This window comes from Burkholderia sp. RF7-non_BP4 (assembly GCF_001521935.1).
Classification (GTDB): Bacteria; Pseudomonadota; Gammaproteobacteria; order Burkholderiales; family Burkholderiaceae; genus Burkholderia; species Burkholderia diffusa.
Genome location: NZ_LOTA01000082.1, coordinates 78,341 through 102,272, shown reverse-complemented (window position 1 = coordinate 102,272; position 23,932 = coordinate 78,341). Strand labels below are relative to the sequence as shown.

Here is a 23,932-nt window from a genome sequence, read left to right as displayed (position 1 = left end):
CAGAGCGGAGCGATCATTGGTTCGACATCGCTGTATCGTTACGTAACGACGTTTCCATCAGCACCGTACAACTCGCAGTCATCGCCCTGCACCCGAGCCCCGAGCTTCTGGGTTATCGCCCACATTTTGACGAGTATCTCAGCATCCGGATTCTTGACGACAACGTCACCTCTGCCGAAGTCAAACCACGCCATGTTCCCATTGGCTGCATGGCCCGAATACGCTACCCATACGGCCAGCCCTTCGCTTTCCATGCGAGGGACTGCTCCGCTGCCAACCTTGGCTTCGGCGTATCCGTCGAGGCGCATTTCTTCGTCCGACGCTACAAGAACTCGCCACTCGTAAATGTCGATCTGCGGTTCGTCGTCGAACCAATTCGTTTTGCGCGTGATGTGAACGTCGTATCCCATGGGCTCGCTTTCCTACATCAAGACAAGCTTGTGGTCGCTATCTCGCTGAAGATCGCGAATCATTCGAAGGACTCGTTCGCCCCCGGCCTGACGGTCGATCACCTGCCCGCGCAATACGCAGTTCTGGACTCGCGCAAAATAGATCTTTTCTTCGGGTCGGGTCAGGTTGGTTCGATACCCCGAGAGCAGTTCCGCCATTTCGGCTGCGGACACATCGAGCTCTTCCAATTCCGTGAAACGGTTAAAGCGAGTTAATGGCTCGATCAAAGCTACCGTTTCATTAACCGCCCTCAGTTGCAGCAGGAAGTCCCTCTGAGATTGCGGCGTCTCAGCCACACGGTATGCAACGAGCAATCTTCGGATTAAGGCCGATACAGCCGACCGGGCATTGCTCGCAATCTCAATGGTGTTGTCCATAGTTTTCCTAACCGCGTCGGCTTGGCGCACCATACACGAAGTTATTGTCGATCCATCGCTTGGCCCACTCGATACCGCGTTCGTAGGCTTGCGCTCGATACACGCGGTTGCCGAGGTCAGTGAAAATGAAGCGCTCGTCGCCTCGTGAAACGATGACGCCTGAAACGAAGAGCCGCTGATTCGCAAGAATGGTCGGTGATGCCTCGATCTTCCAGCCCCCGTACTCCGAAAACCGCTTCACTCGCTTCATGGCAGCCTCCAGACGCAACTTCGTCAACGTTTTCCTTGGGTTTAGCGCCCGCGCCCATTGGGGCTATCGAACATTTCTACAGCGCGGCCCCGCGGGAAAGTCCCTTGCAGCCAGTCCTGCCAGTCCCATGCATACGCACATTCACCTTCGCCGTCGAGCGCCGGGCAGGCGGAGCCGCGCAATGCAATGAGAAAACGGTCTAGCCACGGCTGCGGAATATCGCTCAAGCGTACGGCGAATGCCCGACCTGCGCGTTCGACGAGTGGCACGGTGGGCACTAACTCGATGCTCATGAAACCGCTCCCGTTCAAATATCGATGCCGGGCGTCGATGGCGGTTCCGGATCTTCCAACTTCTGGGTCAGATCGCGAGCGAGCAGCTGGCGCACCATGCCGATGAAGTCCTCTGCCTGCCCAACCGCCCAGAGGGCCTTGTCGGCCACGATCGATTCGACTCCATAGTCTGCGATTCCGCGCAAGCTCTCAACCTCGCTCAGAGCCCTACCGAACTCCGGTTGAATAAGCCCGCTCCTCACCAACTTCAAACCGAATGCGGCGATTAGCCCGCTATGTGTCTCTGGCGACTTCTCCACACCACTACCCAACAGCGCCGCGTGCGGCATCAAACATCGCGTAGTACGCACGATTACACGCGCCCTCGTAGCCTCCGGCTTTGAGTAGCATACGCGCCTCTTCGAGTACGCGGCCCGCCTTCGCCATGTAGTCCTTGTGCGTCTTGCTCACAGCGGAATACCCTCACGACGAATGTTTTCAATCAGTACCGGATTGCTGAACAGCTCCATCTCATCCTCCCAAAGCGGCAATGCTCCGACTAGAACACCGGTTTCGAGCAGCACGTCGAAGGACGTGCCTGCCATATCGAGTGCAATATCGGTGCTCTCCCCATGCTCGCCACGAAGAATGACGGCGATGTCTGCATCGCTCTCGTCGGTGTTGTCGTGTCGAGCATGACTGCCAAAAAGAATGGCTCGGCTTACCGAATAGCGGACCGCGATGCGCTTCAGAAAAACATCTGCCGCGCGGGCCGTTAACGGGTCAACAGACGAATTCATCAGGGAAATCTCCGGGGTCATGCCTCTCATGTTTGGTGTACATGTACACCATTTCGACTCGCTTTATTCAGTTTCTTCAATGCCTTCTCGAGCGCTTCAACAGCCCAGTCGTGACAGGTCCGTGCGCGCGACGTATCCGGATCGCAAGTCCACGACTTCACGGCATTCACGCTGCACGGGCGGCTGGTTTGCTTCGCAATGAGCCTGGCAGCTTCACCCTGCGATCCAGCGAGCGTGCACAGTTCGCGCATGCGGGCACGGTTGCCCATCGTTATTGGTAGCGATAACGTGTTCATGTACACCAATATATCATTGGATTTCCGGTCCGGCACACGTCCTGTGTTTCCAGTATTCGCCGTCGGTACTTGAGCCAGTACCGCGAAGTTCCTCGTCAGTCCGAAAACGGCCCGCCAAGTTCCGCCATTGCTTCGCGACGCGCCAATCTGGAAACCTCAAGATAGGGCGCGACGTGATCGAGGTGGACATGGCCGAGCAGTAACTGCACCGTTTCAATCGAGTGGCCCTGTACAACACGCCGACTCGCGAAGGTCCGGCGACCTGAGAGGCTTGAAAACCCCGACCGAAACCAGCGGCACAGTACAACCCGGTCACATAGTTCTGAAGGCTGTTTGCCGCGAGATATTCGACCGTTTCGCCGTCGTAGTTGACGCGACGCTTCACGCTCAGTTCGTAGCGTGTGCCCTTGTGCGTCAAGATGAGCAGCACATTAGGCATAAGTCCCTGCCACTTGCTCCGGTCGAGCGCCGTCACCGTACCGCGCTTCCAGCGCCATTCGATGTAACGCCCCAGGGCAGCGACGGTTTTGGGATGACTCAGATAGACGCAACGGGCCTTCGAGCCTTTGGTAATCGCGCCTCGAAGGCTCACTTCCTCGCAGAGACGGCCGGACGGCAACAGCACGTCGGCCACCTCGAGTTGGGCGATCTCGGACACACGCATGCCGCATGTGAATCCGAGCAACAGCACGAGCGTGTCGCGCTCAGAATGCCGGCTCGTCGCGTCAGTGACGCGCAGCAGGTGCCGGATCTGTGAGGGGGAGGGTCTTTGGACGCTTCGGTTCCATCGTTTCTCCATCTCGGAATATGCTCGGTTTCGAGCCTGTTACGAGAGAGACGGTGTGGCGCTCCTTTTCAGTGTAACCCGCGCCGTACCTCGCGTCCTCGGAAAAAGCCGGCAGAACCCCTCGCCAACCTTTTCGACTGAACGCCAAATCCGCAAAGTGCTGTCCTCCTGTCTAGCCAGCGTTTCAGTGATGTAGCTTTCTCGGCTACCATCCTGCGGATTTCCAACAAACTCCAGAACGAATATGTTGACTGATATCGAGGCCCTTCAGGCTCAGTTGCGTGAATTGAACAACCGCCTCGTCGATGCGAAGCGTGAGGAGAAGCGTGCCGCATTGGACGCAATTCGCGACCAGGTTGCACTGTACGGCATCACGGAGGAGGAGCTTTTGTCGGCCACGGGATTCCGCAAGCCACGCAAACGCCGTGCTGCTGCGAAATACTACGACCCATCCTCGGGTAAGGAATGGTCGGGGTTCGGGCCCCGTCCGAAATGGCTGGAGGGCAAGAACCTCGACGACTACCTAGTCAACCGAACGGGGAAGACATGGTGGCCGGGCGAGTAACCTGACGGGGACGCGAAACGTCGCGGCGCCCAGATACTGCCTGTCGACGTAAACGTGAGCACATGGGATTGCGCTATCGAAGGGGGGGCGACGTCGGCGCCGGTGCACCTGGGCTTCTCACGCCTAAACAGCATGGGCGAAGACACGGCCATTCGCGTCGAGCTCGCGCGAATGGCCTTCGTTCGCTCACCAACAGCAATCGACGCGCGGCGCTATAGCTGGCCGCCGCCAGCGTGCCCGGGCGGGGTCTGCTGCACGGCACCGAACGTGACGACGTAGTGCCGGCGGTGCCTCAAACGACCGAGGGTGCGGGAATCGTGACGGACTTTCGACCGATGGGTTTCACTCTTGGCCGGCATCCGCTGGCGCGGCTGCACGATCGCCTGAAGCCGGCCAAACCAACTGGCAACGCTGCGCAGCGGATAGGTTGCGCGCGCGTGCGGCCTGGTCACGGTTCGACAGCGGCCGGGTACCGCCAACGGTGTCCGATTCATGACGCGTGAGGATGAGACGGGTCAGGTGAACGTAATCCTCCGACCTACGCTGCTAGAGACGTATCGAAGGGAAGCACTCGGCGCCATAGTACTCGCCGTCTACGGCGTTTGGCAGACGGACGGCAAGGTGCGGCATCTGATCGCCCGCAAGCTCGTCGACCGGACCGAGCTACGCAGGGCGCTGCTGACGACCGTGAGAGAGTTCTGCTGAATGATTCGGGTACCGGCCGACGCGCTCGCGTGGAAGGTTCAACGTACATCGAGACCGGAACTTGACTTCCTGACTCCCTCGCTATGCTGGTCGATATTGATTCACCAACCACGATCGGAGAGATTATGTCGACCTACCAGGAACTTCTCGCGAAACGGGCCGCGCTCGAAGCAGAAATCGACGCTGCCAAAGACGCGGCACGGACAACACCCCTGTCCGACGTACGCCAACTCGTTAGTGAATTCGGAATCAGTTCGCGCGAGATCTACGGTACACATCGGAAGCACCCGCGTCGCCGTCCCGATGCCAAGTACCGCGATCCCGAAACCAGCGCAACATGGAATGGCCGAGGCCGCCCGCCAGCGTGGATCGATGGCAAAGACCGCGTGCTCTTCAAAATTGATCAGCGCGGCGCCCGGTCTTGAACTTCTACGGAACGCTGGTTACATTCACAGTGCATTCCGGCCGCCTGCGGCGCCAGGCATTCGCGTGGCAGGCCGCTGCACCCTCTCATCGTCGACCGCTATGAATCTTGCCCCAACCGATGGTCGCCCCGGTTCGGAATTCGACCCAGTCTGGTACGAGCACGCGCTCGAACTTGCCTCGGACGATCTGCGACGCATCGCGACCTTGCTCGCGGAACACTACATCAACGCCGGCCTCGCACACGCCTTGAGCTGGACACTATTGCTTGAGCTCGAAGAGCAAGCGTTTTCCGATTTGGCCTTTCTGAGCCGCAATGACTCAGTGGTCGTCGATGCTCTACCGCGCATCGGACCGGCTACGATGCCGGGCGTTGATTTCAATGGCCTCATCGACTGGAGTAAGTCGGATCCGTCGCTGCCGATTGTCTATCGGTGCGTCCGAGAGCTTCTGGTGGGTACGCCCACATCCGGGAACGGGAAGGACGCGGCGTGAACGACGCGTTCTGTGCGCTCAACAGGGTGCGTACCAGCGTCCATGTGCAAGCGCGGGTGGACGGTTGCCCCTCCTTTTTGCAGACAGGTGACGCGAATCGTAGATTCGCGTTATGCTTGAGGTAGGCAATATTCAGTATATAAGATCGCATGGACGAACCGACTCTCTGGCTATCGGGACCAACCGAGGCCTATCGGCAATGGCAACGCACGGAAGCCGCCGGCGCCAATCGCCGCGCGTTCTCGCCGCGGTCGATCGTCCAGCACGAAGCCATGTTCGAACGCTTCATGCGCCACCTCGCCGCCGCGCAGCGGTCGCTGACCACCTTCGGTCCGGACCACCTTGAATCGTTCTTTGCTGACCTCAATCGTCGGTGCAAGCCAGGCACCACGACACGTCTGCGGTACCAGAAGCTCCTCGACAGGCTCGGCCGACATCTTGTCGACGTCGGCGTGCGCGAGACCAATCCAGCGGCCGCCTATACGCTGACGCAGGCCTGGCCAGAGGATGAACCCGTCCCGGTGTACCTTCTCGAGGCCGATGACCATCGACTGCAGGCGTCGGTCCGAGCCGTCGACGGGCTCGACGATCGCGCGTTGCGTAATCGCGCCATCGTTGGTCTATTGCTCTCAACCGGCATAACCGCGCAGGAAATCCGGCAGGCGGCCGCCGTCGACCTCGACCTGTCGCCGGCGCGGCCACACCTCCGTATACCGAAGCGCGGCCCGCGCGAAGCACGCCGGGTCAACGTTGACGAATTCGCGGAACCCGCGCTCGCGCGATGGCAGAACCTGTCCGCCGCCGCCGACAGCCCACTACTGTTCCCGTCACCCCGTGCAGGCGGGCCAATGACCGACGAGATGCTCGGCCGCATCGTTCGAGACGAGCTCCTCACGATCAACGTTCGGCTCCCCGATATGAGCCCGCGCACCCTGCGGAACACGTTCGCCAGGCGCCTGCTGCTCGCCGGCAGAAGCAACGACGACGTCATGCATCTGTTGGGCCTCACGAGCCAGCGGACCGTGATCCGCATTCGGGCGACGATCCCGTGCGGGCCTCAAGCTGCACCCCAGACTTGACTTCCTCTGCGCCTCGATAGCCTGAAAAAGCCAGCACATTCGCTGGCTTTTTCGCTATTGGAGCATTCACTATGGACTACGTAACGCGCTACACTGACCTCGCCTACTTCGCGAGCGGTAGCATCGCCGTCTGCTGCTACCGACTGTTTACACTCTCATCGGATCCGACGCAGGTCATCATTCAGATCGACAATTGCGGCGCCCCAAAGGACGTCCTGATCACCGATCACATCGTCCGCGACGGAATCCTCAACCGGATCGCCGATCGCGACCTGACGGGCATCCCGTGCGACATGCTTTGCGTCGCGTTGACCGAGGCAGGCCAACATCACATCGCCTTCGTCGAAGCCGATCTCGAGGACTACATTCATCGCGGTTATCCGTATGAGCGATCGGCTCAGCCCGCCGCACGTGGCCGACATATTGACCGCATCTCGATCAATTCGCGTGACCTGGTGGTCGGGCGGGCCCGCCTGCAAACCGCGCGTGCAACCCCAACGCCCGCAGCAGACCGTCTCGCGGCCATCCTCGACCGGCCACCGACCGCGTAAGCTCCAAATATGCGGACGGACAGCTCGGTAAGACCATGACGATGGGTTGAATCGTTGAGAACATCGCGCTCGCGTTGGTCCCGCCATGACGTACCCAGTCCGATAGGCAATAGCAAAGGAGGCAGCAGGCAGAAAAAACCCGGCGCAATACGCACCGGGTTTGGTTCCAGAGGGTCTAGGCTTCACGCCGCTTGCGAAACAGGTCAACGGGCGCCAGGTTCAGCATCGTGAGGTGCTTCGTATTCGAGATCGCATGGTGGACCAGATGTCGGTCGAGTTCGACCGGCGTAAGGTTGAGCCGGTCCGCGCGGGTGAATCCCAACCATTTGCCGGCACAGGCCGTGGCAAGGAGTGCGAGAGCGAGCAGCGCGGCATTGGCGACGATCAGTCCACAAAGCGCTTGCCCGGAAACGGTGTGCCAGATGCCTTCGTTGACCGCTTCGCTGAAAGCGACACAAACAACCATCAGGATCGAGCCTTGATCGACAAACTTCAGCATCTCGCGGTGCGTGTCGATCAGTCGGTCTACGAGGGGTCTCGACATCTGTCCGGCGACAAACGGCACGAGCAGTTGCAGCACAATCTTGCCGACCGTATCCCATGCAGAGCCCGCGTGGCCACCGCCATCCGCCACCAGTATGCCGACGAGCGCGAGCGTGATGAAGATGCCGAGCAGGCTCGATACCAAAGCCGCACACACGGCCGCCGGTACATTGCCTTTGGCCATTGAAGTGAATGCAATGGACGACTGCACCGTGGACGACAGCATGCAGAGGAACCGTATGCCTGTATAGAGCGAGGGCGTGACGAACGGTGCGAGGATGGGTTTCAGCGCCAGGCCCAACAACGGAAACAGCGCGAACGTACTGAGCAGGACCGCGGCGTGAAGACGCCAATGCGTCATGCCGGCTACGATTGCTTCGCGCGAGAGCTTGGCGCCATGCAGGAAGAACAGCAGCCCGATCGCGAAGGTCGTCAAGCCATTGAAACCAATCGCGACTATGCCGCGGCATGGCAGCAGACTGGCGATGACCACCGTTCCGATGAGCGCCAAGGTGAAGTTGTCGGGCAGAAAATTGGAGCGGGTCATCGATTTTCACAGGCTTGGAAAAGGACTCGGAGGTGTTGAGTGCTCGCATTCGAGCATCTCGCGGCGTGCGCCCCGAACGCTCGGTAGCCGAAGCTTTCACTCGTGCGGGGTCCGACGCGTTTGGGCGCTAAAAGCACTGATTTCAGGGAGTCAGGAAGTGTGCACGCATCGGCTTAAGAACCGCGATCGCAAGCAGTGCCGTGGCGATGTCGAGTGCGATGGCCGACGCGAATACCGGGACCCAACTGCCGGTGTGCTGGTGCATGAGCGCGGCAAGCGGACCGCCGAAGATCGAACCGATGCCTTGCGAGATATAGAGCCAGCCGTAGTTTTCCGTGGCGTGACGCGGGCCGAAGGTATCCGTCAGCGTCGAAGGAAACAGGGAAAAAATCTCCCCCCAACCAAAGAACACCAAGCCGGAGAACAGCACGAACAGCACCGCGTTGTCGCGCGTGAGCAGCCACAGGGTCATCGCGACACCCTCGAGGCCGAATGCGACGAACATCGTGTTTTCCCGTCCGTAGCGGTCGGAAATCCAGCCGAAGAGTGGTCGGGTCAGGCCGTTCGTCAAGCGGTCGATTGTTAGCGCGAGCGGCAGCGCGGCCATGCCGAGCACGACGGCGGTGGTCATGCCGAAGTCGGTGGCGAAGAAGGCCATTTGCGACGTCACCATCAGGCCGGACGTCGACATCATCGTCATCATTGCGAACATCAGCCAGAAGACGGGCGTCTTGAACATTTGCGATGGGCTCAGATTTCTTGTCGACGATTGGGCCGTCAGTCCGGCCACGCCGTCCGCGGACGGTGCCACGCGCAGCCCTTGCGCCGCGAGGAAGCCGACGACGGCGAACCCGATGCCGAACATCCACAAGGTCGTGTCGACGCCATGTGCCTGCAGCGACGCGGAAATCGGGAACGTGGTGACGATCGCCCCCATCCCGTAGCCCGCGGCCACCGCGCCGGCGGCAAAGCCGCGACGCTCCGGGAACCAGCGGACCATCAGGCCGACGACACCGATATAGACGATTCCGGTGCCGAGGCCGCCCACGATGCCATAGGTGAGATACAGCGTCGACAGGCTGCTCGCGTGAGATGCGAATAACCAGCTGAGACCGGACAGGGCCGTGCCGATCGAAATCAGCGTCCGCGGCCCGAAGCGGTCGATGAGTTTGCCCTGGAATGGCGAAAAGAACGTCTGCAGCACGATCAGCAGCGAGAACGTCACCTGCAGTTCCGGCAACGCAACGCCGAGCTTGGCGGCCAGCGGCTTGGCCATCAGCGTCCAGACGTACTGGGGGCTCGAGATGGTCATCATGCAGACGATGCCGAGGGTGAGTTGAAGCCAGCGGCCGCGTGTCGTGGACGACGACGCGTTCGCAACGCGGGCAGCCGTCGTAGTTGGCAAAGGGGAAGTCATGTTGCTCTCCGTTTGGTGGATGCCTGCAACCGGGCAGGCGCGGACGTACGGCGTCCTCCGGGCCGGCAGGCCGGATACGCAACAACGTCGATTGAAAAAGGGCGTGCTGGCGCCTACCAGCCCGCGGCGGCTCCGTCGCTGCGCGGGTCGTAGCCGGCTTCGATCAGTCCGTTCGCATACCTGACGATTACGCCGGCGTGCCCCATCGCCTCGTCATACGGCTTCAGCACTTCAACCGCATGGCCGAACGCCTCGAGTGCCGCGATCGTCCAGGGCGGGAAACGCGCTTCGAGTTTGAGCGTGTCGGTCGACTGCCCCCACGTGCGGCCCAACAGCCAGCGAGGCGCATCGATCGCAGCCTGCGGGTTCCAGCCGAAATGCGCGATGCGCGAGAACACCGCACTTTGCGACTGCGGTTGCCCGTCGCCGCCCATGTTCCCGTACACCATGGTGCGACCGTCGCTTAGCCGCGCGAGGGCGGGATTGAGCGTATGGAACGGCCGGCGCGCGGGCGCGAGCGAATTGAGTGCGGTCGGGTCGAGCGAGAAACTGCAGCCGCGGTTCTGCCAGTTGATGCCCGTGCCAGGCAGGACCACGCCGCTGCCGAATTCGTGATAGATGCTCTGGATGAAGCTGACCGCGACGCCGTTGTCGTCAATCACACCGAGCCATACCGTGTCGCCTGGGCCGCGACCTGCGCCCCATGGGGCAGCATGGGTCGGGGACACCTGCCGGGCCATCTCGTCGAGGGCGGCCGGTTCGAGCAGCGTCGACGGGTCGATGCGCATGTAATCGGGATCGGTGAGATGGGCGTCGCGTACGCTGAATGCCAGCTTGGTGGCCTCGACGCACGCGTGCACGAACTCGGGGCCGAGTGGGTCCATGTCTGCCGGCGACAGGCGGTCGAGGATGCCGAGAATGAGCAGCGAAACGAGCCCCTGCGTCGGCGGCGGCATGTTGTAGAGCGTGCCGAGCGAGTGCTGGAATGCGAGCGGAACGCGCAGCCGTGCCTCGTGCCGCTCGAGATCGGCAAGCGCGACTGGCGAGCCGAGCGTCTGCAGGTCGGCTGCGATGCTGCGTGCGATGTCGCCACGGTAGAAGTCGTCAAGACCCGCGTTAGCTAGCTGCTCGAGCGTCGCGGCGAGTCGCGGTGCGGTAATCCGGTCGCCCGTGGCGGGACCCCGTCCGTCGCGCAGGAAGGTGTCGGCGAAGCCCGGGATCGGTGTGAGTTCAGCGAGCCGGCTTTCGATGCAGCGTGCGTGGCTCAGGGTCACGGGCATCCCGGCTTTCGCATAATGAATCGCGTCTTCGAGCAGGCGTTTGACGGGCAGCTTGCCGCCGAGTACGTCTCGGGACAATCGGTGCGCCTGATCCCAGCCCGACACGGTGCCGGCAACCGTGTTGGCTGCGAGTGGGCCGCGAGCGGGAATGGCGGCAAGACCGCGCGAGCGGTATGCATCGATGTGCGCGGCCAGCGCGGCCGCGCCGCACGCCTCGATGCCGATTGGCTCGGCCCCTGGTCGGGAAATCAGCCAGAAGCCATCGCCTCCGATGCTGTTCATATGCGGGTAGACCACCGCGATCGTTGCCGCGGCGGCAATCATGGCTTCGACGGCATTGCCGCCCTCACGAAGAATCGCCAATGCGCTTTGCGAGGCGAGTGCGTGCGGGGCGACGGCCATACCGCGCGTGCCGCGCGTCGGGTTCAGATAAGCGGAATACATGTTGGGCTCGATTTGCTTGTATACAAGAATATCAAGCAAACCATGTGCCAGCATGCCGCGATGCGACAAACCCTTGCTGCGCCTGGCGCGCGCTTGAACATTCGGGCGTCGATGCCCGGAGGCGGGGCGGTTACGCCGGTCCTCTTACCCTCGGTGGTGCATACGGCACGCTATCCGGCCTTTTCGCGGTGCGTGCATGTTTCAGGCGTTCGGCCGTCATCGTTCGAACGGCAACACGACTGCCTTCAATGTGTCGCGCGATCAGGGCAATGGCGCGGTCCTTGTCACCAGCGCGGATCGCGTCGAGGATGGCGATGTGTTCGTCGTAGGTTTCGTCGATGCAGTCGCCGCGTACGAGGTCGAGGCGCCGCACGACGCGAATGCGGTCAGTCACACGCTGCATCACGCTGGTGAGTTCCGCATTGTCGGCAGCCCAGACGAGCGCCTGGTGAAAGGCTTCGTCGAGCGCCACCATTTCTCGTCCGTTACGAAGCCGCTGAGCGGGCGGCACCGTCCAGACATGCTCAAGCCGCTCCAGCAAGGGCAAGACGTCAGGTTGTACGGCGCCGTCTTGGTCAAACAGCTTCGACACGGCAAACGTCTCGATCAGCTGACGCATTTCGTACAGATCGTCGAAGCGCTTGAAATCGATCGGCACGACTTCCCATCCGCCCCTGACGTAACCGCGCATGAGCCCGTCGCTCTGCAGGCGAAGCAACGCTTCGCGCGCGGGTGTGCGCGACACGCTGAACCGTTCTGCGATGCTGGCTTCCGTGACGCGATCACCGGGCAGTAGATGCATGTCGAAAATGTCCTCGCGGACGCTGACATAGACGAGGTCGGCGCGCGATGACGGCGTGGAGTCTGGGGCGTTCACGCGTTAGGTATAGACAAATAGGATGAAAGAAACGTGCATATCCGGTCCAGTCAGATTGGAGGATCTGGTGGCATCTTCGGCCGATGCGGAACCGATTTGATTGTCAACTGAGAAATTATGCCTGACTCGTGGCCCAGGCCCCAAGGAAGAGTCGTGGAATTCATCGGTAGCCCCATCCCCATCTGTACGATCCACGCTTCGCCACGCGCGAGCAGGCGCGGCACTCGATTAGCGAATACACAGAGATCTTCCACAACCGGCAACGTTCGCAGGCGAGCCTCAGATTACCAGTCACCGGTCGCATTCACACAGCGCTTCTATCTGAATCAGGTCGCTGCTTAACCCGTTGGCCTCCATTAATTCCGTCCGATCTCACCCGTGTCGACGAACTGCTGCCTTGGAATGTGGTCGACAGACTGACGTTGATCAGCTCGCATGGCACTGCCTGACTGCTTCATGGATCCAGATGGATCGTGCCCACGATCGTGGATCATGGGCACGATCTCACGTGATCCTCACGGAAACTCCCCAAGCTCTCACATCATGCCCCGCGCGCGCGCGAATATGGAACTGGTCGCGCCGAGCCGCTTACCAATCCCCAACGTCTTGAAGCGTTTAAGAATTCCTAGTAGTAATCTTTCGACAGTCTTTATTCCCCCTGCCTTTCGTCCGCGTGATTACTTCGACTCCGATCATGCCAGATCGCACCTTAGGTGCAGGGGAAGCAGAAAGGTTGTCGAAAATAAAAAATGGCCCCACTCTCTTACGAGAGCGGAGCCGTTGGTCAGGGGTTTAGATGCAGGGCTTGGGGTGCCCGGCCGGAAAGGTGTGGACTTGGCCATCCTTGCAGATGACCGCGTCCATTCTCATGGGTGGCCGCTCATTCACGGCGGCCTGCGAAGCCACCGCGTAGCGCAGGGCAGGCACCGACGGCTCCGAACCGCCGTGCATTGCAATCAACAGCATCACCATGTTCGTCATCCCGTTCATCGACCGATCCTCGTCGACGATTCAGAATGCCACGACAGCCGTAGCCGCCACCGTCACCCAGCGCCCGTTGATCAGCACGTCGCACAGCCGCGAGCCGTTCAGCTCGTAGACGTGTTCCGTACCCATGCGAATGGGCTTCGGGCGGATCGAAACCGCGAGGCTTCGAATCAGAGCAGCCGGATTGGACTTCAGTTTCATTGCGTTCCTCGAAAAGAAAAAAGGCGAGGAACGCCCCTGTGGGGAACGTTCCCCACCAGGGTTAAAAATGTGTGCTGCACTACCTCGCGAGTGCGGCCACGTCGATGACCGCATCGGCCTCTGCAATCAGGTCGGGCGTTTGCGAGATGAAAAACTCCCGCGCATACCCGCCCCGACGCAGCACCTCGCGCTTCATACGTATGAACTGCACCTTGCGATCGGGATCAAGCGGTCCATCCGACTCGTCGCTGAACAGCGTCTCGTACGGTTGTCCCGCGTTACCCGCGATATAAAGGGCGACGCCGCGTGTCAGGCATTCGTTGATCCACACCTTCTGACCACCGGACATCACGCCGACCGCTTTGCTGCTGTCGCTTTCGGCGTCGTGCACGAGGATTTCAAATCCCTCGCGCGTTTCACCGTTGGCCAACGTGCGCTGCGTCTGGATCTCGACCGTGAATCGCGTGCCGTAGCACGCGAGCAGCAGGTCGTTCACCGTCTGCGTCAGTGCCGGGCCAGCGTCGTCGATCGTCAGCGCGATCACGCCGTCATTGCCCAGCCCTTTCGCCAACAGGTTCCACTTCGCGATCTCGTCCGAGATGCGCTCTGCGAGTGCCTGCGTCGCCGAAAAACCCTCAAGCTCGCGCTCGAGCGTCACCAGCGTCGCTTCTCCCGTAGCCTGACTCCGGATCAATGCTTCGATCCTGGCGTCCAGCCCCGTACAGGTCTCGCGTCGAGCGGCCAACTGGCGATCGACATCCGCAATCGCTTGCGCAACATCGACCGAAGCCAGGCGCGACACCTCGGCCTCGACCTCCCGCAACAAGCCGTTGAGCCGCACCGTCTCGGTCTCCCGACGTTTCGACGCCTCGCCTCGCTCAACATCGAGCGATTCGAGTTCCGCGTGGCCCTGTCGCATCCCGTTTTCAGCTGCGTCGAGCAGCGGCTTTCGGGCAGCAAGTTCGGTCGCGCGTTGAAGCGCCTGCCGGGCAGCCGTGATTTCCGCATTGACGCGCTGCAGTTCCGCGCGCTTTGCAGACAACGCCGCGACAGCAGGTGCCAGTTGATCCAGTTCCGCCTTGTGGCCGCGGTAGCGGCCCCGAAGGTCATTCAACGAGATGGTCTGGACGTCCACCTGCTGTGCCGCGCTCCTCGCTTGCGCGAGCAACGGGCACGTCACGTGAATATCCATCCCCGCACACGGCACCGATCCGATGACTGCCGATTGCTCGGTCAGGGTCTTGATCAGATCGGCTTTGGTCGTGCCCTCCGATTGCAGGCTGGAGAGCGTCGACCCGACGGTTACTGCCCGCAGTCGCTTCGCGTCGAGCTCGTCGATCGCGCGCTGCAGGGGTTCGATCAGAGCCTCGGCCTTTCCAAGACGAAGCTGCACCTCGTCACGATCTACTGCGGCGCTAAGAATGGGCTCACGCTGCCGAACAACCGCTACGTGGCCGGCGATCGTGTTACGAATCGTCGTCGCACGCTGCAAGAGCCGTTGCTGCTCCGCTTGTCCGTCACGCTCCAATACACGAAGCGAGGTCTGCAGCTCGGTCCGACGCGCACCCAGTTCTCCGAGCCGCGCCGCCGCACCTGCGTTCTCGCCTTGCTTGGCAACCAGCACGGCGTGCTGTTGCATCAGCGTTACGATCTCTGCCTGGGCTGTCGTGCGCTTCTCGCGCGCGGCTGCGATCTCCGAAACGTCCTTCGCGATCGCCTTGCGCGTTTGATCGACCCGCTCACGCTTTCCAGAAAACGCCGCGAGATCCTGCTGCACCACACCGAGTTGCCGGGCCAGCACCTTTGCGACATCTGCCGCCTTCGTCGACAAAGCGCGGAGGTGATCGATTTTCAGCAGTTGAGCGAGCAACGCCTTGATCTCGCTCGCAGCGTACGACGCCAGCGGTCGGCGGTTCTGCGCCGAAAACACGCTCGTGAAGAACGATTCGAGCGAACCGCAGATCGCATCGACACATCGATCGTAGGTTTCACCTTTGCCGTCCGACACGGTTCCGTCCGGCAGCGATACCGGCCGCCACTCACCATCGGTCGAGTGATAGAACAGGAAGTAGTCCGCCTTGCCGGTCTTGCCAGGCTTGCGGAATGCGAAGGTTGATCGATAGCGCAAGCCATCGTGCTCCCATTCGAACTCCTTGCGCGCCTGCACCCCGCAGATGTGATCCCAGTACGAGAACGCATCGACCGAGAGCTTCGACACGCGCGACGGCATGATCCGGTACGGATGGATGTTGTCCATAATCGTCGTCTTGCCGGCGCCGTTCGGCCCCGTCAACGCGATCAATCCGTTGGGCAGTGACGCCAGGTCGAGTTCAACGCTGTCGCGTTTCATCCCGTCCCGCACGCCATGGAACCCTTCGAGCAACAGTTTCAGTGGTCGCATGACTGGATCTCCGCGAGCGTGATGGGCTGCAGATAGTCGTCAGGCAGGAATGGCACATCATCGTCGTCGATCGTCAGCGTCGGCTCGGGCCGGGAAGCGGGCTTGCCCAACGTGCCATCGACGGCGGCCCGCACTGTCCCACAGAGGCGACGGAACGCGTCCGACGTCTGCTTGAGCACCGAGTCCCAATCGGGACAACCCGTGAGGATCTGCAGCTCGCGACCTGACCATTGACTCGAGTACCCCGAGTCGAACGACCAGAGCAGGTTCTGCAGCTCGACGCCCGGCGTGACCACGATTTCGGCCTGGTCGGCTTCGATCACATGGGTCAGGACGAACAGGCCATCGCGTTGCGCGATGACGGCGCCGCGCTGAACACCGAACGGTTGATGAAAGAGGGCTGCAGTGCACCCGCCGTGGTCGACAAGGCGCTTCTGCAACGACTTGGCGTCGTTGGACGCAGTATAGGATTGCGCCCAACGGACGCCAGCAGGATAGAGACCAAACATGAGCACACTCCAGAATTGAGACGGTGTGCGCCCCTGACGGGGAACACGTCCCGTCCGGGTAGAAAGAAAATGGATGCAGCTGCTGCGTTCGATGCGCCAACGGACGCGCGGTGAACCTTGTTTCGATAGCCACACGGGCTATCGGAACACGGCTGTGTTCGAATGGACGGAAGACGCTCCGTCGTTGAGCGGCATTACGCCGCGAACAGATCGTCGTTGAGCCAGGCCGGCTCACCGGCGCCCGTCGCAGCATCCACCCCGTGCGCCACCGTGGTGGCCAGCGACAGATCCGACGCGACGCTTGGCGCGCTGAACTGATCACCGGTGGACTCAGCGGTGTCGGCTAAACGCGCCAGGATCGCTTGCGCGATCGCGTCCGGTTCGCCAGTCTCGAGCAACTGCAGCCGATCAACCAGCGAGACCGCATCGACGTCGGCCAGCTCACACCAACGGGTCAACTTCGCGTCGACCGTCGGCGCCGTGCTGATCCCTTCTGCCCGGCTGCGCATGACAGGCAATACGCGAGGCTCAAGCTTTACGCCGGCGGCCGTCGAGAACATCGCTTCGATCGCCTTGCGGTCGACCAGCTGCTTATGCTCTTCATCGATCTGCCAGCGAATACGCACGAATTTCCCGGCAGATGCGGCTGCGAGTGCTTCCAGCTCGTTCGTGTCAGGCGGCCCGTCAAAAGCAACGGAGACCATTTCGCGGGAAGGCGTCGGGATCAACGTGGCACTTGCTTTGGAAGCCGACACGTCCCACGCCAGATAGCCCTTGTCGCCGAGCTCGCCGTAGTGGAACCGCCCGACCGATCCGGGATAGCCGACGACGCGTCCCTCGCGCTCCCACGTCTGATAGTCGGGTAGAGACAAGACCTCTCGGCCTCATCCCCCCCTAAGAACCGTACGTGCGAGTTTCCCCGCATACGGCTCAAGCCTCATCAAAGCCCTGTTTGACCAGAGCCGGCAGCTTCCCGAGAATTTTGGCTGTGGATTTGCCTGTGGCAATTCGGGTGGAGAAGCGCAAGATTAGAGAAAGCGTCGTTTCCGCCATGAGCTTTCGGAAGGATATGGTGAACATGCCAGCCACTGTCCTTCGTAATTCGCTCATTGCAGTTGGAACACCTACCATCCTGCGCATACCAGAGCATCCGCAGACGATGCCGTCCCTGAAGACTTTCCTTCGTTGACAGACCGAGTCTGTCTTCGATGTACTGTTCCCCGCCAGGATCGTATGGATTCGCTTCTGCCCTGATCTTCACATGCCGTCGAATGGGCGTATCACTGGCTTTCACCAATGAAACGAACCGGTCCACGCCACGGTCATCAGTCACCGATGTGCCAAACACCCAGTCTCGTCCCTTGACACGATGAAAGTAACGACCTTTCACCCAGCCGAGAGATTTGTTGGGGTGCCTGCGGCAAGCCCACTGCCAAAGCTGTTTCCAAATGACGTGGTCCACCTTGTTAAAGGTGTCCTTCGACACTTGATGACGATGATAGTTGGCCCATCCCCGAACTACTGGATTCAGCCGGTTGATCACCTCCATCTGCGTTGCAGGGCGGCTTGATTTGATGATTCCTCGCGCCTTTCGCAGAAAAGCCTGCACGTTCTTGGTCGCTGGTTTAATCAGCAACTTCGTTCCGTACTTACGAAAGTTCCAACCAAGGAAGTCAAAACCCTCTTCGATATGCACAATCTTCGTCTTCTCGTCGGACAGCGTTAACCCTCTCTCCGTCAAGAACCCTTCGATTGAGATTTTTGCTTCTTCGAGCACCTCTTTCGACGCGCCCGTGATCACAAAGTCGTCTGCATACCGTATCAGATTCACCTTTTTGGGATTGTGTTCCCCGTTGACACCTTTGTACTGCTTGATACCAAAGTGTGCCGCGAGAGCTCGCTGCATCCCGTCCAAAGTGAGATTCGCCAATAGCGGAGAGATGATGCCTCCTTGCGGAGTCCCCGCTACCGTCGAAAATTTCTGACCCTGCCATACAACGCCGGATTTCAACCACTTTCTGAGAATGCCTTTGTCCATGGGGACATTGGCCAGTAACCAGTCGTGGTCGATATTGTCAAAGCATCCAGCAATGTCTGCATCCAAGACCCACTGAGGTGAAACGCGTTTGCCGAGCGAAATAAAACATTGCTCAGCAGCGTCTCGACTCGCCCGCCCCCGTCGGAAGCCGTACGAGTTAGGATCCGCAGTGGTTTCCGCGATAGGTTCAAGAGCAAGCGAATGCAACGCTTGCATCGCTCTGTCGGCCATCGTCGGAATACCCAACGGGCGCAACTTGCCATTTGCTTTCGGGATAAATACCCGTCTCAAGGGTTGAGGCTTGTAACCCCTCTGCTTCAGAGACAACACAGCTCTGACTTTCGCTTCAGGCGTATCCCATACCGCGCCGTCTACACCTGAAGTACGTTTTCCATTCTCGGCCACTCGCTTCACAGCTACTGCCCTGCCATAAAACGAGTGAGTCAGGAGCCGTTGCAAGGCTTGCACCTTACCCCAGCGCCCTTCTTTAACTGCCTTCGCAATACGCATTTGCAGCCGTCTTACTGTTTGATGCGCGTCGCTCCACTTTATAGCGTGCCACGCAACCTCGCAGTCGGAGGCTGCACCAACCATTTTCATGGTCGTCATCTGCTTTTCCTCCGTTAAGAAGGTTCGTCAAACTCTCTTGCAAAGAGAGACCAGCCGGAAGTCTGCTCCCTTTCGGGCAGGATGATGTCGAGTTGCCTCTCAATCCCTATTCGTACCATTACAGTCCGACTTTCGCTTTCTCCGGCATCCCATACCCGCAACTCCGACAGCGTTCCTTACGGTTCGCCTGCCCTCTCAGGCAGAGCTACGGGCTTACCGTGTTTCACATAAGTAACACTGGAAGGTTAGGCGTCGGCCTTTTCCCGGTAGATTCACGTCCTCGTCTGGTCACACAAGAAGACCAGAACCATCTACACACCGTTTTGGTTGAAGCCCAGCATCTTTGGCTCCTTCACACATGACGAGATTTATCACCGATTCACTTACGTTCACCATACTCCCAAGCCTAGCGCCCCACCGCGTGATGCTCGCAGTTCCGCATCCCTCTCGCGAGGTTCGCTTCATCCAACCGGAATGGGCTACGTTGTCCAGATGGCTTCACACGCGGCCGTTACCGTCCACGCATGCATCTGTAGGCTACAGCTGGAGGAACAGCTGGTTCTGTCACGCAGGACTGCCGTGCAGAACAATTACTTATGCAACCTCACGTCGCACCTTGTGGATGTGACCGAGCATGAACGCCGAGCACTCCGCACCAAACAGCGCACCGAGGCTGAACTCGTGATCGAATCCTGCCATCGTGACGCCGTGTTCCGTCTGACAACCGTTCACCGTGCCATGCGACACTCCGATCGTCGGGACGCCCGCCGCTCGGAACATTGCATTGATCCGGCCAGCAGCGGCGAGGAACCCCGCGAGGGTGTCCGCGAGATCAGTCGATGCCGCCAGCGACCCGACGCGCAGCGCCAGCTCTGCTTTGTTCATCGTCGGAAGACAGGTAAAGATCGCTTCGGGCTCGCTGTACAGATGGTGTTGCACCTCGTCTTCGTCGAAAACCGGACCACGCGAGAACCAGAAGTTTCCGTCGTAAAGCGCCACCTGACAGACGCGGTCCGCAATGGCCACCGGATACCGCGCGCCCATCAGCGCGAAGTTGTCCAGCGTCCCCGGCGGCTCGTGCGAGAACGTGCCCTGCAGCATCAACACCGGCATCGCTTGTACGAGTCGGTGTACCTGCGTGGCGAGTGCGTTCAGTGCCGGCGCGTGGGCGTCGAGGCGATGGTCTGTTGAGTCACCGCTGATCACCGCCACAACGGCCTCGCTCGCAATAGCGTCACCCACCGCATGCGAGAAGCACCGGTCCGCCTCGTCGAGGTTTTCAGGTGCGTAATGCAGGTCAGAAAAATGCGCGATCTTCATCAACGCCTCCAGAAAAAGAAATGACTACCCGGGGGCAGCCAGATATAGGTTCGCGCCAGCACGCAGCGCAAGAAGGGAAGTCACGATCGAGAAAGCACATCGCGCACACGCATGAGCGTGTTGCCAAGCAGGTTCAGTCCCAGCCAGGCAGACGGATCGGCGATGCGCGGATCGTGTTCGCAGAGCCCCACGCCCCAGATCCGGTCATACGCGCTCGCCTCGACCAGGACTGACGTTCCCGTTGCGCGCAGCGCAGCCGCAAAAGCCTCGTTCTGTCGAAACTTCTCGCGACAGCCGACAAACATGATGGACTCGCGAATCTGCACCCAACGTGCATCGTCGAAGCCGTTCACGAAACGACCGAGGCGCTTCTGCTCGCGCGGTGACGTCGATGCGAGAATCGCTGCGGCAGTTGCGTGATCGTCAAACAGCAACGCCTTCGCGTACATAATGAACTGCTCGCCGCAGTTGAACGTCACCTCGTGATACGTAAAGCGGCACGGGTGCCAATTGCTGAACACGTCGACGGCGCCGAAAAACGCCGTGATATTGCCGATCCGGCGCATGAGATCCTCCAGAGAGATGAGTCAAGAGATGGCCGCTTGCGCGGACGATTTCGATGCGTGAGCCACGCGGTCGAAAGCACTTGAGCAAATCGCTTTGCTGAAGGACTCTCCGATACGCGCCATTGAGAAAAGAACACCGGCCCCGGAGGGCCGGCGAAAGGGGTGTCAGTTACGCGTTGCGGAACAATTCGACCGCCTCATCGATTTCGCGATGCAGTGAGTCCCGATCCTCGAGCGCCGTCGTCAGCCGCGCGAGCATCTTGTCGACGTCAGCGGGCCGCTCCGTCCAGCCGCGTCCGAATCGGAAGTGGCCGTAGATGCGAAACGACTTGCGTTGCTCTTCTTCAACGAAGCGAAGACGTTGCAGCAGGTCCTGCATGCGGTGGCGCTTCTCCTCCATCGCCTCGGGCGGGCCGTCACCGGCTTCGACCTGATCAGTGCGGCCGGCAGTGCTTTCGCCGTCCGCGGGGTGAAGCTGAATCACGGTACCGCCGGGATCGCTCTGCGTGGCCGTTTCCGATTCTTCGATAGCCAACCGCGTGTCCTCAGCGCCGTCGAGCAGTGCACCGATATCGATATCGGCATCGAGCACGGTGAGCATCTGCGGTTGCCGGACCGATTCGCCCTGATCGTTGATCCGTGTGATATCGAATTCGCGCTTCGAGATCCAAAACCGGGTTCCAGTCAGCTTGCCGCGGGCCAGCTGGACCGTCTTCATCGCCGCATACGCTTTCTGCAGCACGTAAATCGAGTTGGTAGGGAGCTCGATCAAGCCCAGACCCTTGATGTCGGGAATCGCGAAGATGAAGTGCGCGCCCAGATTGCACTGCCGGCTCTGGTATTGCGGGCATTGCTCCGGGTTGCAGATTCCGTCGGGAATCGCGTCGTCCTGACGGAAGATCACGTCTCGACCGCCGAAGTGTCGAAATGCTCGTTGCGCGCGCGGGTCGCGCTCGACCTTTGCGTACGTCTTGCAGTATCGGAGCCCATCGTGCCCGTACTCCGAGAAGTACTTGCGACCGCTGGTGCCCCATGCCGCCATCTCGTTGGGGATGTTCTGCATCCAGTCGTTGAAGGCGAACAACACCGGAAAGCGGTAGAGCCTGACACCCTGCCCGCGATCCTCGCCGTAGAGTCGAAGGATTTCGTCAGCGACGTCAGGGTTGTTGAAATCCGACCGGCGGCAGGTAAAGTAATCGGTATTGCGCGGTGCCAGCGTATTCCTGAGCCGGTAACGGGACTCGATCGCCTTGCCGATCGTCTCGAAGGAGTCGCCGGCAGCCACCATCGCGTCGTATAGAGCAACTGCATCAGGATTGCCCCGGGCGGCCGACGTCAGGACCTTGATGCCGGGCCGGATCTTCCCTATCACCGGCGGACGCATGGCCCGCTCTTCGACGACGCTCCGTACGGGGCCGCCGACCAAACTGACAACTGCATTCATGAAAGTTTCCTCGCAATTTTGGAGATCGCCTGGGTGCGCAACGCGTCTGCCGATTGCTCGAGCGCGTTGGCGGCCGCCTCTCCGCGGCGGTGGGCGACACTGGACAGAAAAATCCGGCGGTCGGAGTCGGTGAACATGCCGACTTGCGCCACTTCGCAACGTTCCCACCAGGCGGGTGACGTCGTGTCGGTGGCGGACCTCTTCTCGGCGATCGTTTGACTGATCACGTCGGCAATCCGGGAATCGAGACGATTGGGAAGCACACGTACCTCCAGAACAGAAAAAAGGACGAAAAAAAGCGCGTTCCTCGGCAGAGGAACGCGCTTCGTGGATTCGGTGAAATGACCCAAGCACCACGTCCCTTCCGGGGACGTGGTGCTCAGGGAGCCGGTCGGCTCATAGAGAGAACGTTAGGTCGTCCTCGCACAGCATGGTCACGCTGTGCTACAGCCCATTTTCGGAAGTGCCATTCCGACGCAGGTTCACGGCTCAGTCGACTACAGTCGTTCTACCCAGACAGAGGCATGGAGAGAGACACCCGATGTCCGGGTTCGAAAGACGTCGCGGCGCAAATGAATGCGGCCAGCAACGAGTTTCATGACTGAAATGGGGAGCGCGGGCGAGGCGCTCATCAGAAAGGAATTCCACACTGGTTGCCAACCAGTCGGAGCATGCCCATTGGCACGGCTTGTACAAAAGATGGACTTCGGCCAGCGAAGTCAAGGTCGATGCGTCAGGGACGCGAGAAGTAGAGTCAGTATCGCGAGTATTTGCGCGCGCGTTCCCCGAAAAGCTCACGAAAACAGCCACGCTTTTGCCGGTACACGCATCGGGTACCTCGCTCAGAATCATCGATGAGAGAGACCACCCGAAAAAAATCATGTCTGCCGTTCTCGAACCATCGCACGAAGGGCGCGGGCAACTCGACACGCCCACGCAAAGCACCCCACCCGCCGACGAGCCGCCAGTGCGCCTCGCCACGTCGACTGGATTGAAGCCAATCCAACGACTGACGAGCGACCGCCGTATCGACAAGATCGTGCCGGACTCCGACGCCGTCACGATCCTGCACTACAGCTCTGTCTTCGCTCGCACGTTTATCCGAAGTGACTACAACTTCTGCGCCGCCAAGATCGCCGTCGCCCGTGGCGGCAAGGTTCGGGCGGTCGAGACTGCCCTGCGCGATACCGCCGACTGGATGCGCAAGGCCACCACATGGGTCGAGCGGCACAACGCGCGCTCGCTGACGTTTCCGTACGAGCAGATCGAATTGAAGGTGACGCGGCCGCTCGCAGGCTTGCTGGTCAGGTGCCTGACCCAGTACGACCGCCTGTTCGTCGCGTCGATGGAAGCCCAACTCGCGGAGAAGATCACGCCGCAGGACCGAGCCAACATCCTCAAGAACGCCGAAGGCCGGATCCTGCACGTGAGAACCGTGTGCATCCCGGACAACGACCGATACGACGCCGACGGCACCGCGCGCGACTGACGCGACAGCACCCACAGCACGCCCCCATCGGCTTGACATTGGAATCCGGTGAATAAGCTCGTCTTGAGCCTGCCGCGCCTTCAAACGCTGTCGCGCGGTATGCCGATCATCCACGGAGGAAATCTTGAACATTCGAGAGATCCAGGCGCTACACGCCCAATACTCGTCGCAACCCGTCGTCATCGACATCAAGAGCCACGTGCGGGCACT

The 23,932-nt window shown here is 60.5% G+C and carries 26 protein-coding genes and 4 pseudogenes; 8 read left to right on the top strand and 22 right to left on the bottom strand.

Going from position 1 to position 23,932, the window contains the following annotated elements; all coding sequences use genetic code 11:
• Positions 1-38: 38 nt before the first annotated feature.
• The 8 genes from WS49_RS25975 to WS49_RS25955 form a co-directional block, all read right to left on the bottom strand.
• Positions 39-410, bottom strand: coding sequence for a hypothetical protein (locus tag WS49_RS25975; RefSeq protein WP_059534680.1), 372 nt, complete (start codon positions 408-410; stop codon positions 39-41).
• Between the two features lie 12 nt (positions 411-422).
• Positions 423-827 (bottom strand): hypothetical protein, encoded by a 405-nt coding sequence (locus WS49_RS25970; protein ID WP_156441455.1) that lies wholly within the window; start codon positions 825-827, stop codon positions 423-425.
• Between the two features lie 7 nt (positions 828-834).
• Positions 835-1,077, bottom strand: a complete 243-nt coding sequence (locus WS49_RS34205) for a hypothetical protein (protein ID WP_059689152.1) — start codon at positions 1,075-1,077, stop codon at positions 835-837.
• Positions 1,078-1,118: 41 nt separating this feature from the next.
• Positions 1,119-1,370, bottom strand: coding sequence for a hypothetical protein (locus WS49_RS35325; protein ID WP_156441454.1), 252 nt, complete (start codon positions 1,368-1,370; stop codon positions 1,119-1,121).
• Between the two features lie 14 nt (positions 1,371-1,384).
• Positions 1,385-1,519: a hypothetical protein gene (locus WS49_RS36220; protein WP_257127705.1), complete on the bottom strand. Its 135-nt coding sequence runs from the start codon at positions 1,517-1,519 to the stop codon at positions 1,385-1,387.
• Between the two features lie 154 nt (positions 1,520-1,673).
• Positions 1,674-1,760, bottom strand: coding sequence for a hypothetical protein (locus tag WS49_RS36215; RefSeq protein ID WP_257127712.1), 87 nt, complete (start codon positions 1,758-1,760; stop codon positions 1,674-1,676).
• A 56-nt stretch (positions 1,761-1,816) separates the two neighbouring features.
• On the bottom strand, positions 1,817-2,170 hold the full coding sequence (locus WS49_RS25960) for a nucleotidyltransferase family protein (protein ID WP_244139218.1): 354 nt from the start codon (positions 2,168-2,170) through the stop codon (positions 1,817-1,819).
• Between the two features lie 288 nt (positions 2,171-2,458).
• Complete coding sequence (locus tag WS49_RS25955; RefSeq protein WP_244139217.1) at positions 2,459-3,244, bottom strand: site-specific integrase; 786 nt, start codon at positions 3,242-3,244, stop codon at positions 2,459-2,461.
• Between the two features lie 232 nt (positions 3,245-3,476).
• Here WS49_RS25955 and WS49_RS25950 point away from each other — a divergent pair, with 232 nt between their 5' ends.
• The 6 genes and pseudogenes from WS49_RS25950 to WS49_RS25930 all read left to right on the top strand — a co-directional run bounded on the left by WS49_RS25950 (position 3,477) and on the right by WS49_RS25930 (position 7,050).
• Entirely contained in the window at positions 3,477-3,797 is a 321-nt protein-coding gene (locus tag WS49_RS25950) for an H-NS histone family protein (protein WP_059534675.1), read from the top strand.
• 9 nt (positions 3,798-3,806) lie between these two features.
• Positions 3,807-4,502: pseudogene (locus WS49_RS36440) on the top strand (helix-hairpin-helix domain-containing protein); the annotation flags it as partial.
• Positions 4,503-4,585: 83 nt separating this feature from the next.
• Complete coding sequence (locus tag WS49_RS34190) at positions 4,586-4,927, top strand: H-NS histone family protein (RefSeq protein ID WP_244139215.1); 342 nt, start codon at positions 4,586-4,588, stop codon at positions 4,925-4,927.
• A gap of 100 nt (positions 4,928-5,027) precedes the next feature.
• Complete coding sequence (locus WS49_RS25940) at positions 5,028-5,420, top strand: DUF2471 family protein (protein WP_059534672.1); 393 nt, start codon at positions 5,028-5,030, stop codon at positions 5,418-5,420.
• Positions 5,421-5,569: 149 nt separating this feature from the next.
• Complete coding sequence (locus WS49_RS25935) at positions 5,570-6,499, top strand: tyrosine-type recombinase/integrase (RefSeq protein ID WP_059534670.1); 930 nt, start codon at positions 5,570-5,572, stop codon at positions 6,497-6,499.
• Between the two features lie 71 nt (positions 6,500-6,570).
• Positions 6,571-7,050, top strand: a complete 480-nt coding sequence (locus WS49_RS25930) for a hypothetical protein (RefSeq protein ID WP_059534668.1) — start codon at positions 6,571-6,573, stop codon at positions 7,048-7,050.
• 289 nt (positions 7,051-7,339) lie between these two features.
• Here the strand turns inward: WS49_RS25930 and WS49_RS25925 are convergent.
• The 4 genes and pseudogenes from WS49_RS25925 to WS49_RS25910 form a co-directional block, all read right to left on the bottom strand.
• Positions 7,340-8,140, bottom strand: a pseudogene (locus WS49_RS25925) (bile acid:sodium symporter family protein); the annotation flags it as partial.
• Positions 8,141-8,282: 142 nt separating this feature from the next.
• On the bottom strand, positions 8,283-9,557 hold the full coding sequence (oxlT, locus tag WS49_RS25920) for an oxalate/formate MFS antiporter (protein WP_059534666.1): 1,275 nt from the start codon (positions 9,555-9,557) through the stop codon (positions 8,283-8,285).
• A gap of 113 nt (positions 9,558-9,670) precedes the next feature.
• Positions 9,671-11,281, bottom strand: a complete 1,611-nt coding sequence (locus WS49_RS25915; RefSeq protein ID WP_059534665.1) for a gamma-glutamyltransferase family protein — start codon at positions 11,279-11,281, stop codon at positions 9,671-9,673.
• Positions 11,282-11,411: 130 nt separating this feature from the next.
• A complete protein-coding gene (locus WS49_RS25910) occupies positions 11,412-12,158 on the bottom strand; it encodes a GntR family transcriptional regulator (protein WP_059534663.1) in 747 nt (248 codons plus the stop codon).
• Positions 12,159-12,340: 182 nt separating this feature from the next.
• Here WS49_RS25910 and WS49_RS35320 point away from each other — a divergent pair.
• Positions 12,341-12,500: pseudogene (locus WS49_RS35320) on the top strand (IS3 family transposase); the annotation flags it as partial.
• A gap of 450 nt (positions 12,501-12,950) precedes the next feature.
• Here the strand turns inward: WS49_RS35320 and WS49_RS25905 are convergent.
• The 10 genes and pseudogenes from WS49_RS25905 to WS49_RS25870 form a co-directional block, all read right to left on the bottom strand.
• A complete protein-coding gene (locus WS49_RS25905) occupies positions 12,951-13,148 on the bottom strand; it encodes a hypothetical protein (protein WP_059534661.1) in 198 nt (65 codons plus the stop codon).
• Positions 13,149-13,169: 21 nt separating this feature from the next.
• Positions 13,170-13,346: a hypothetical protein gene (locus WS49_RS35735; RefSeq protein WP_175981574.1), complete on the bottom strand. Its 177-nt coding sequence runs from the start codon at positions 13,344-13,346 to the stop codon at positions 13,170-13,172.
• Between the two features lie 79 nt (positions 13,347-13,425).
• Positions 13,426-15,747 (bottom strand): nuclease SbcCD subunit C, encoded by a 2,322-nt coding sequence (locus WS49_RS25900; RefSeq protein WP_059534659.1) that lies wholly within the window; start codon positions 15,745-15,747, stop codon positions 13,426-13,428.
• Positions 15,735-16,256, bottom strand: coding sequence for a hypothetical protein (locus WS49_RS25895; protein WP_059534657.1), 522 nt, complete (start codon positions 16,254-16,256; stop codon positions 15,735-15,737). Before WS49_RS25895 ends, WS49_RS25900 begins: the two co-directional genes overlap by 13 nt.
• Positions 16,257-16,450: 194 nt before the next feature.
• Positions 16,451-17,128 (bottom strand): hypothetical protein, encoded by a 678-nt coding sequence (locus WS49_RS25890; protein ID WP_244139214.1) that lies wholly within the window; start codon positions 17,126-17,128, stop codon positions 16,451-16,453.
• Positions 17,129-17,196: 68 nt separating this feature from the next.
• Entirely contained in the window at positions 17,197-18,903 is a 1,707-nt protein-coding gene (gene ltrA / locus WS49_RS34185; protein ID WP_082725242.1) for a group II intron reverse transcriptase/maturase, read from the bottom strand.
• Positions 18,904-19,518: 615 nt separating this feature from the next.
• Positions 19,519-20,223 (bottom strand): annotated as a pseudogene (locus tag WS49_RS25885) (metallophosphoesterase family protein); the annotation flags it as partial.
• 80 nt (positions 20,224-20,303) lie between these two features.
• Positions 20,304-20,789: an NADAR family protein gene (locus WS49_RS25880; RefSeq protein WP_059534655.1), complete on the bottom strand. Its 486-nt coding sequence runs from the start codon at positions 20,787-20,789 to the stop codon at positions 20,304-20,306.
• Between the two features lie 169 nt (positions 20,790-20,958).
• Positions 20,959-22,233 (bottom strand): recombination directionality factor, encoded by a 1,275-nt coding sequence (locus WS49_RS25875; RefSeq protein WP_059534653.1) that lies wholly within the window; start codon positions 22,231-22,233, stop codon positions 20,959-20,961.
• The gene (locus WS49_RS25870) at positions 22,230-22,583 is read right to left on the bottom strand and encodes a DUF7696 family protein (RefSeq protein WP_244139213.1); all 354 of its coding nucleotides are present in this window, start codon (positions 22,581-22,583) and stop codon (positions 22,230-22,232) included. The genes WS49_RS25875 and WS49_RS25870 overlap by 4 nt, the downstream gene beginning before the upstream one ends.
• Before the next feature lie 530 nt (positions 22,584-23,113).
• Here WS49_RS25870 and WS49_RS25865 point away from each other — a divergent pair.
• Positions 23,114-23,722 carry an AcaB family transcriptional regulator gene (locus WS49_RS25865; RefSeq protein ID WP_059534649.1) on the top strand — a complete coding sequence of 203 codons (609 nt, stop codon included), beginning with the start codon at positions 23,114-23,116 and terminating at the stop codon, positions 23,720-23,722.
• Positions 23,723-23,932: the final 210 nt, after the last annotated feature.